9 protein-coding genes and 1 pseudogene are annotated in these 7,614 nt (G+C 65.1%); 6 read left to right on the plus strand and 4 right to left on the minus strand.

All coding sequences use genetic code 11. The features are described from left to right. Window positions 1-20 precede the first annotated feature (20 nt). The 3 genes and pseudogenes from VMJ11_RS13360 to VMJ11_RS13370 all read left to right on the plus strand — a co-directional run. A pseudogene (locus VMJ11_RS13360) lies at window positions 21-242 on the plus strand (PAAR domain-containing protein); the annotation flags it as partial. A gap of 45 nt (window positions 243-287) precedes the next feature. Continuing rightward, entirely contained in the window at window positions 288-1,355 is a 1,068-nt protein-coding gene (gene tssG / locus VMJ11_RS13365) for a type VI secretion system baseplate subunit TssG (protein ID WP_325619880.1), read from the plus strand. Further along, complete coding sequence (locus tag VMJ11_RS13370) at window positions 1,352-1,663, plus strand: hypothetical protein (protein WP_325619881.1); 312 nt, start codon at window positions 1,352-1,354, stop codon at window positions 1,661-1,663. The genes tssG and VMJ11_RS13370 overlap by 4 nt, the downstream gene beginning before the upstream one ends. 30 nt (window positions 1,664-1,693) lie before the next feature. On the opposite strand, the gene VMJ11_RS13375 is transcribed toward VMJ11_RS13370, so the two are convergent. From VMJ11_RS13375 to VMJ11_RS13385, 3 genes are all read right to left on the minus strand, one after another. Continuing rightward, on the minus strand, window positions 1,694-2,383 hold the full coding sequence (locus VMJ11_RS13375) for a site-specific integrase (RefSeq protein ID WP_414694385.1): 690 nt from the start codon (window positions 2,381-2,383) through the stop codon (window positions 1,694-1,696). Continuing rightward, window positions 2,370-3,071 carry an integrase arm-type DNA-binding domain-containing protein gene (locus VMJ11_RS13380; RefSeq protein ID WP_325619883.1) on the minus strand — a complete coding sequence of 234 codons (702 nt, stop codon included), beginning with the start codon at window positions 3,069-3,071 and terminating at the stop codon, window positions 2,370-2,372. The genes VMJ11_RS13375 and VMJ11_RS13380 overlap by 14 nt, the downstream gene beginning before the upstream one ends. 157 nt (window positions 3,072-3,228) lie before the next feature. Next, window positions 3,229-3,396: a hypothetical protein gene (locus VMJ11_RS13385; RefSeq protein ID WP_325619884.1), complete on the minus strand. Its 168-nt coding sequence runs from the start codon at window positions 3,394-3,396 to the stop codon at window positions 3,229-3,231. Between the two features lie 375 nt (window positions 3,397-3,771). Between VMJ11_RS13385 and VMJ11_RS13390 the strand changes: the two genes are divergently transcribed. Beyond that, window positions 3,772-4,431 (plus strand): alpha/beta hydrolase, encoded by a 660-nt coding sequence (locus tag VMJ11_RS13390; RefSeq protein ID WP_325619885.1) that lies wholly within the window; start codon window positions 3,772-3,774, stop codon window positions 4,429-4,431. 314 nt (window positions 4,432-4,745) lie between these two features. Continuing rightward, window positions 4,746-5,801: a rod shape-determining protein gene (locus VMJ11_RS13395; RefSeq protein WP_325619886.1), complete on the plus strand. Its 1,056-nt coding sequence runs from the start codon at window positions 4,746-4,748 to the stop codon at window positions 5,799-5,801. 220 nt (window positions 5,802-6,021) lie between these two features. Here the strand turns inward: VMJ11_RS13395 and VMJ11_RS13400 are convergent, their stop codons facing one another. Continuing rightward, the gene (locus tag VMJ11_RS13400) at window positions 6,022-6,423 is read right to left on the minus strand and encodes a hypothetical protein (protein WP_325619887.1); all 402 of its coding nucleotides are present in this window, start codon (window positions 6,421-6,423) and stop codon (window positions 6,022-6,024) included. A gap of 351 nt (window positions 6,424-6,774) precedes the next feature. On the opposite strand from VMJ11_RS13400, the gene gltA reads away from it, so the two are divergent. After that, on the plus strand, window positions 6,775-7,614 hold an 840-nt coding region (gene gltA / locus VMJ11_RS13405), incomplete at its 3' end, for a citrate synthase (RefSeq protein WP_325619888.1).

The raw sequence follows: 7,614 nt of genomic DNA on the forward strand, positions 1-7,614 counted from the left end.
ATTTTTCGTGAACACTTACTACCGACCATGGCGGCGAAGTTGTTACCGCTTCCGAAACGATGCGTTACAAGGGCGTCCGCGTTGCCCGCAAAGGTGACGAGGTGAAGTGCCCCCAGCACCCCGACGTGAACCCGAATGTGATCCTCGAAGGAGACAGGAAGATCAAGGACAAGGGTGTACCGGTTGCGCGGCAGGGACATCACGCCACATGTGGATGCAGTCTGATATCGAGCCTTAAATGACTTGTCCGGGCCGCTTACGCGGCCCGATTCCACCAAGGGAAATTGATGGACCGGACCAAACTCACCGTTGCCCTCCCAGTCGAACTGATCGACCGGTTGCAGGCCACGCCTTGGAAATACGGGTTCTTCGCGCTGATGCGCCGGATCAATGCGAACCCGGCCATCGATCCGGTCGGCAAGGCCAGCCTGCCCGCGACGGAGCCTTTCAAGGTCGGCCAGAAGCCGAGCCTGATTTTCGCGCCCAGCGAGATCGCGGACGCACGGGTGGTCAACGGCAAGCTGCGCATCCGCCTCTACGGCCTAGGCATGCTTGGCCCTAACGGGCCGCTGCCAATTCACGTCACGGAGATCGCGCGTGAGCGCGAAGAACTGCGAAAGGACCCGACGCTGTGCAACTTCCTCGACATCTTCCACCACCGCTCGCTCACGCTGTTCTACCGCGCCTGGGCGTCGGCGCAGTCCGCCGCGAGCCTCGACCGGCCCGATGACGACCGCTTCTCGTTCTACATCGGCTGCCTGTCCGGGCGCTCGCCCCGGCATGACCGTACCGTCTCCCTGCCGCTGCATGCGCGCCTGTCCGCCGCGCCGCATCTGGTGAGCGAGGCCCGGAACGTCGATGCGCTGGCCATGTCGGTGGCGCACCATTTCGGCGTGCCGGTACGGATCGAGGAATTCTCGGACCACTGGATGATGCTGCCACCGGAACTGCAATGCAGGATAAGGCAGCAGGGCATGTCAGCGAGCCTGGGTCGCGGGGCGATCCTGGGCGGGCATGTGCCCGACAGGCGGCATCGTTTCTGCATGGTGATCGGGCCGCTCGACATGGCGGACTACCACCGCTTCACCCCACGGGGGGATAGCCTGCTGCGGCTGGTGGCGTGGGTGCGGGCGTACATGGGACTGGAATTCGAGTGGTTGCTGGAGTTGCAGATCAAGCCGCATTGTGCGCCGCCTGCGGTGATGGGGGATCAGCATCAGCTCGGCTGGTCGGCATGGCTGGGTGAGTCGCCGGGTGGCGAGCCGGTTGTCGGCATGCGCTTCGAACCCGAACAGTACGTGGCGCAGCTCGTGCAGAACGCAGGGAAGCCACAGGGCGGCGGGAGAAACCAATGAACGAAATGCGTCTGGTGAAGGAACTGAACGGGCAACTCGGGGAAATGATTGCGGCGTTTGAGCAGCGGCATGGTTGCAGGCCGACCGTGATCTTCATGCCCCCGATGCTGGCGCAGACGGTGATTGAGGAAATGACATGCTGCAAGCTGCCTGACAACGCGATGCCGGACTTCAAGGTGTGGCTTGCAGGACTGCTTGTCATGGCGAATCCGATGGTCGAGACCATGGAGCTGGCGGCGTTAGAGCTTCCGCGCGACTGCCAGCCCGCGCCGGATGAACCGGTGCCGCAGCCGCGCGTCCTGCATTAGCTCCGTGGCAAAGATCACACCCTGTGATTTTTACGCCGCCTCGGGCAGCGCGCGCACGTCATCATCGGAGCCGAGGTCGTAGGCGTCGTAGTCGGGATTCGGCAGTTGAGGTATCTCGCCCCTGCAGGTCTTCTCCAGGAACGCCCCGAGTTCCTGCCACGCGGCGCGCATCTCGCGCTCGTAGTGGTACTGATGATAGTGCCGCATAAGCTGGCGGTTGAGCTGCTTCTCGGACTGGTCGAGCGACGACACACGATTCTGGCACCGCTCGATCACGATGGGTATCACGCCGAGCGCCTGCATATAGGTCGCTCCGGTACGCCGTAGATCGTGCAGGCTCCAGCGGCCACCGGACAGCAGCAGCGACGAGTTGATCGGACGCATGATCGCCTTCTTCGGCGTGCCATCGTCGGCCTGGCGGTGGGCGAGGGCGTTGCCGACGTCCTTGATCGGCGCGTGCTGCGTGACATCCTTTCTGTGCGGGAACAGCCAGGGCGGGTGACCCGTGAGAATGCGCAGTTCGGTCAGCAGGGCGGTGCTGAAGTCGGACAGGAAGATGCGATAGCTGCGCTTGTTCTTGCTGTGAGCGCCGGGAATGAACCACGTGCGCCGGTCGAAATCGACGTTTTCCCACGGGGCCTGCATCAGCTCGCAGCTTCGCACCATCGTGGAGAAGGCGATGCCCACACCCAGCTCAAGGCTCCGCTCAAGCGGCTTGATGCTGCGCTTCTGGCTGGGCGAGCGTCCACGCCTCGCGGATCGTCATGAAGCGCTGGTTCAGCGTCCACGCTTCCTCGGGCGTCAGCACGCGCTCACGGTATGGCTTGTAACCGGGCGGCAGCAGCCGGTCGATGTCGATCTCAATCGGGTTGATATCGAGCAGCCTGCGCCGGGGATTGCGCACGAGTCCCCAGCGTAGCACCTGGCCTGCGAAGGCGAACAGTTCAAGGGCGGTGCGGCACTTGCCTTCGGCAATGAGCGCGCGTAGCCGCGCGGCGAGGGCGCTGTCGTTCAGGTCGCGCAGGTTCGTGCGCCCAACCAGCGGCAGCAGGTGGCGTTCGCAGAAGCTGCGCGCGTACTCACCATCCTTGCGCAACAGCCCCTCCGTTTGCCAGACCGCGTACAGGTCGCCAAACGTCAGTTGCTGTTCGCGCCGCCGCTCGATGTCTTCCTGCTCCTGCTTCAGCTTTGCGGCAACCGCCTGCTTCCGGCCTGCCGGATCGGTGCCGTGCGAGACGCGCAGACTGATTTCCTCGAAGCGGTCGCGGATGATGTCGAGGCTGTCACGCGGCCAGGCTCCCAGCGTCGCTTCGCTTGAGGTGCCGTCGAAGCGGTAGCGGGAGTGCACCGACACCGTGCCGTCGCGCGTGGCGTGAACCTTGCCCGACAGGCCCGAGCCGTCGCGCACGGTCCTGTTGTCGTCGGCTGCAGTCAGGCGCGAGAGCGTGACTTCGCTGATGGATTGCTTGACCTGTTCCCCCCACGCCATTCCCCACATATCAGTTGTTCGTGGAGGAGTTGTAGCGGATCGCGGCTTGCATGGGGAGCAGGTTAAGTCATTGATTTCACGACAGATAGGACGTATTGACAGGCAGAACACCGCAGCATTTACCTGTCGTGAACGTGTCCAGCACGTTCATGAAGGTTGCGAGCGCAACGGCAATGGTCGCGAGGATCAGCTTGGCGCCTTCGAGCGGAGGGGGCGGCGAGGGTGGCGCTGAGGGCTGATTCAAGCTTGTTCTCCGCTTGTTCGATGCAGTGTGCCGAGGCGAGATGCGGGCGCTGCGTGACGATCGGGCGATCGGAACGGCGAGATGCCCGCAAGGGCGAAACGTGAATGCGGCACAGCATACCCGCAATCGCTCGAGGCCATCCTGAGGCGCAGGAGTATTCCCGGTCGGCAGAGGGGCATCGTGGCTTGCGATCGACTTTCACGTGCGAACGCGGCAACCTGCGCGGTTATCGAGCGCACGGCCCAACGCGGGCGTATCCTTGCGCCTGTTCCGCACTGCGCAAGAGCGCGAGCGCCAGCCACACAATATGATTACGTCATAAAACTAACTTGCACCGGACCGCACCAAGCGTGCCGACACAGCGGAGGCCTGACCATGAACTGGGAAGCGTTTGAAGGGGGCTGGCGTCTTGCGCCGGCCGAAGGTGCCGCGCACGCGCTCGTTGTGCTGCTGCACGGCGTGGGCAGCAACGCGCAGGATCTGACGCCGCTCGCCGACGTATGGCGCGATGCGCTGCCGGGCGTCGCGTTCGCGTCGCTCGACGGCAGCGAGCCGTTCGACGGCGGTTTTGGCGGACGCCAGTGGTTCAGCCTGCGCGACATCAGCGAGACGAACCGCGAGGCGCGTGTCGCCGCGGGCGCGCAGGTGTTCGAGCGCCGGCTCGAAGCCGAGCTCGCGCACTGGGGGCTCGGTCACGACGCGCTCGCTCTCGTCGGCTTCTCGCAGGGCTCCATCATGTCGCTCTACCACGTGGCCACGCAGGCATCCGGCGCGGCGGCCGTGGTCGCCTATGCCGGGCGCCTCGTCACGCCCGTGGTCGCGAGGAGCCGCACCGTGCTCACGCTCGTGCACGGGGAAGACGACGAGGTGATTGCTGCCAGCGAGCTCGAACGCGCGGCCGCTGCATTCAGCGACGCGGGTTTTGCAGTCGCCGCCTACGCGCTGCCTGGCGTCGGCCACACGATCACGCCGCAGGGCGTCGTGCTCGGCCGTGATGCGCTCGTGCGTGCGCTCGGCCGCGAGTCAAACGGCTGACGAGCCGCATTCGCGCGGGCGCCGGCCTGGCACCCAGCCCGGTCAACTGGCTTGCGGTCGGACCCTGTTACCGCCCGCGCGAGACTTATTTCCGCCATCCTGGGCGGTTACTCTATTCAGTTATTTTTGGCGCGGCTAAAGTTCGCGCCGGTCGCGGCCGTTAATACGGGGAGTCGCCGCGACCATATGGGCCGCGTAGGCCCGTTCCGCCCGGCGCGCGGCAGGTTCGCGCAGCCTGGACGAGGCCGCCACCGGAATGTCTTCCGGCGGCGCTTCGCCTGGCCGGGGCGCTCAAAACCGCACACTAGACCAATATGGCCCGAGCCAAGCCGCAATCCTTCTTTTCCAAAAGGCTGTTCCGCCAGGACGTGGCGCTCGATCTCGGCACGGCCAACACGCTGATCTATACCGCTGACGAAGGCATCGTGCTCAACCAGCCCTCCGTGGTCTGCTTCGAACGCCGCACGGGGGCGGGCGAGACGACGGTGGCCGCCGTGGGCCGCGAGGCCAAGGATCTGCTGGGGCGCACGCCGGTCAATCTCGAAGCCGTGCGCCCGCTCGCGCATGGCGTGATCGCCAATTTTTCCGCCGCCGAACACATGATGCGCCGCTTCGTGGCGATGGCGCAGCCGCGCCGCCTGCTCGGGCGGCGCGCGGCGTTCACGGTGTGCGTGCCGGCGGGCGCGACGCGGGTCGAGCGGCGCGCGATTCGCGAGGCGGCCCTGGCGGCCGGTGCGGCGAGCGTGAACCTGATCGGCGAGTCGCTGGCCTCGGCGCTGGGCGCGGGCCTGCCCGTGCATTCGGCAACGGGCTCGATGGTCGTGGATATCGGCGGCGGCACGACGGAAGTGGGCATCGTCGCGCTTGGCGGCGTGGCGTGCAGCGGCTCGGTGCGCGTGGGCGGCGACCAGTTCGACCGCGCCATCGTCGATCACGTGCGTTCGCTCTACGGCGTCGTGCTCGGCGAGCAGACCGCCGAGCATGTGAAGAAGACGATTGGCTGCGCGCTGCGCGGCGAGCCCATCGAACTCATGCGCGCGACCGGGCGCAGCATGGAGGACGGCCTGCCGCGCACGGTCGAGATCACGAGCCACGACGTTGCCGACGCGCTGGCCGCGCCGTTGCGCGAGGTGATCCGCGTCGTGCGCCACGTGATCGAAACGGCGCCGGCCGAGCTCGTCACCGATATCGCCGATAGCGGCATTGTCTTGACGGGCGGCGGCTCGCTGCTCGCGCGGCTCGATCAGTGCCTCGCCGCCGAGCTCGGCGTGGCCGTGCGCGTGGCCGACGAGCCGCTCACCTGTGCCGTGCGAGGCGCGGGTGCGGCGGCTTCGCTCATGAGCGAGCATACGTTCGAAATGTACGAATAACGGGGCGAGCCGGCGCGCGAAGGCACGGTGCCCCTTGCGGGGCGCGGGCGCGTCGCACGGCATGAATCTGGCGCGGCCCGCGGCGTTCAACGAACTCGTCGATCGATTCGCGAGCGGCTACGGGCGCTAAAAGCGGGAAGGGCGGCCGTGCAATATGGCCGCCCTTCCTTTGCTACGCGGAAAATATCGTCGTCCGAACGATTTCCGCTTCGAGTGCCGCTTAGTCGCGGCCGTGTGCGTGTGCGTCGAGCTTGTGCTCGGCAGCTTCACCCACGAGGCCCGCGTAGTACAGATGTACGCCGATCGCGAGGGAATCATTGCGGATTTCGTGGAAGGCCTTCCATGCCTTCGCCGGGTCCTTGAACACCAGATAGTGCGCTTCCTGCGAAACGAGTCGGGCGACCTGATGCAGACCGTGGCCGTGCAGGGCGTTCACGAGGGCGTCGAGGCTGCGGTGCGTGCGCGCGTCGGTGCGCGGATACAGCATGTGCAGCACGGCCACGCGCTCGGTGGCGAGCGCCGCCGAAAGTGCGACCACGATGTCCTGATGATTGAGTGCCGTGACGATGGCGCCCTCTGCGAGTTCGTCTTCTGCGAACAGGGTGTCGATCGAAATGTTCATCTGTTGCTTCCTTACGTTTTGCCTTAAGCGCGTGTGGTCTGACAAAAAAAGCGCGCCGGTGAAGACGGGCCAGTGTTACGGCATGCGAGACAGGGGGAGTCGTTGCATGTCAAGCAGTATCGCAGAGGCACAGCGTCGCATGGTGCACTGCGGAAGCAAAATATTGTTGCAGATATCGATGTTAAGGAAGCCGCAAGCTTCAAGTGTTGCTGGTTCGAGGAGGCATTGTTGCCGCATGCGCTATCAATCGCTGGTGCGCTGCGCCTTAGAATGCGGCGAGCGGTCGCAGCAATGCCGGCCCTCCGCCGGCGGCTGCGTCCTGTTGCGATGAGAGCAATTCAAGGACACACAATGATCGATTCGAAGACACACGCCACGCTCACGATTCCCGGCCACGCTGAAGGTGTTCAGTTGCCGGTCTACAAGGGCTCGATGGGCCCGGACGTGATCGACATCCGCAAGCTGTACGGCCAGACCGGCATGTTCACCTACGACCCGGGCTTCATGTCGACGGCGTCGTGCAACTCGGCGATCACGTACATCGACGGCGACAAGGGCGAGCTGCTCTACCGCGGCTACCCGATCGACAACCTCGCGCAGAACGCCGACTTCCTCGAAAGCTGCTACCTGCTGCTCAAGGGCGAGTTGCCTACGCAGCAGCAGAAGGACGAATTCGTCGCCACCGTGACGAACCACACGATGGTGCATGAGCAGATGCACTTCTTTTTCCGGGGGTTCCGCCGTGACGCGCATCCGATGGCGATTCTGGTGGCGGCGGTCGGCGCGCTGTCCGCGTTCTATCACGACTCGCTCGACATCAATGATCCGAAGCATCGCGAGGTGTCGGCGATCCGCATGATCGCGAAGCTGCCCACGCTCGTGGCCATGGCGTACAAGTACACGATCGGCCAGCCGTTCGTGTATCCGCAGAACAATCTGTCGTACAGCGCGAACTTCATGCGCATGATGTTCTCCACGCCGAGCGAAGAGTACAAGGTCAACGACGTGCTCGTGCGCGCGCTCGACCGCATTCTCATCCTGCACGCCGATCACGAGCAGAACGCTTCGACCTCGACGGTGCGTCTGGCCGGCTCGTCGGGCGCGAACCCGTTCGCGTGTATCGCGGCCGGTATCGCCTGCCTGTGGGGCCCGGCGCACGGCGGTGCGAACGAAGCCGCGCTGAACATGCTC

This window comes from Paraburkholderia sp., from assembly GCF_035501035.1.
Taxonomy (GTDB): Bacteria; Pseudomonadota; Gammaproteobacteria; order Burkholderiales; family Burkholderiaceae; genus Paraburkholderia.

Coding starts and splice junctions, on each gene's coding strand:
- tssG (WP_325619880.1), top strand. CDS start 288: ATGGACCGGACCAAACTCACCGTTGCCCTCCCAGTCGAACTGATCGAC.
- VMJ11_RS13370 (WP_325619881.1), top strand. CDS start 1,352: ATGAACGAAATGCGTCTGGTGAAGGAACTGAACGGGCAACTCGGGGAA.
- VMJ11_RS13390 (WP_325619885.1), top strand. CDS start 3,772: ATGAACTGGGAAGCGTTTGAAGGGGGCTGGCGTCTTGCGCCGGCCGAA.
- VMJ11_RS13395 (WP_325619886.1), top strand. CDS start 4,746: ATGGCCCGAGCCAAGCCGCAATCCTTCTTTTCCAAAAGGCTGTTCCGC.
- VMJ11_RS13400 (WP_325619887.1), bottom strand. CDS start 6,423: ATGAACATTTCGATCGACACCCTGTTCGCAGAAGACGAACTCGCAGAG.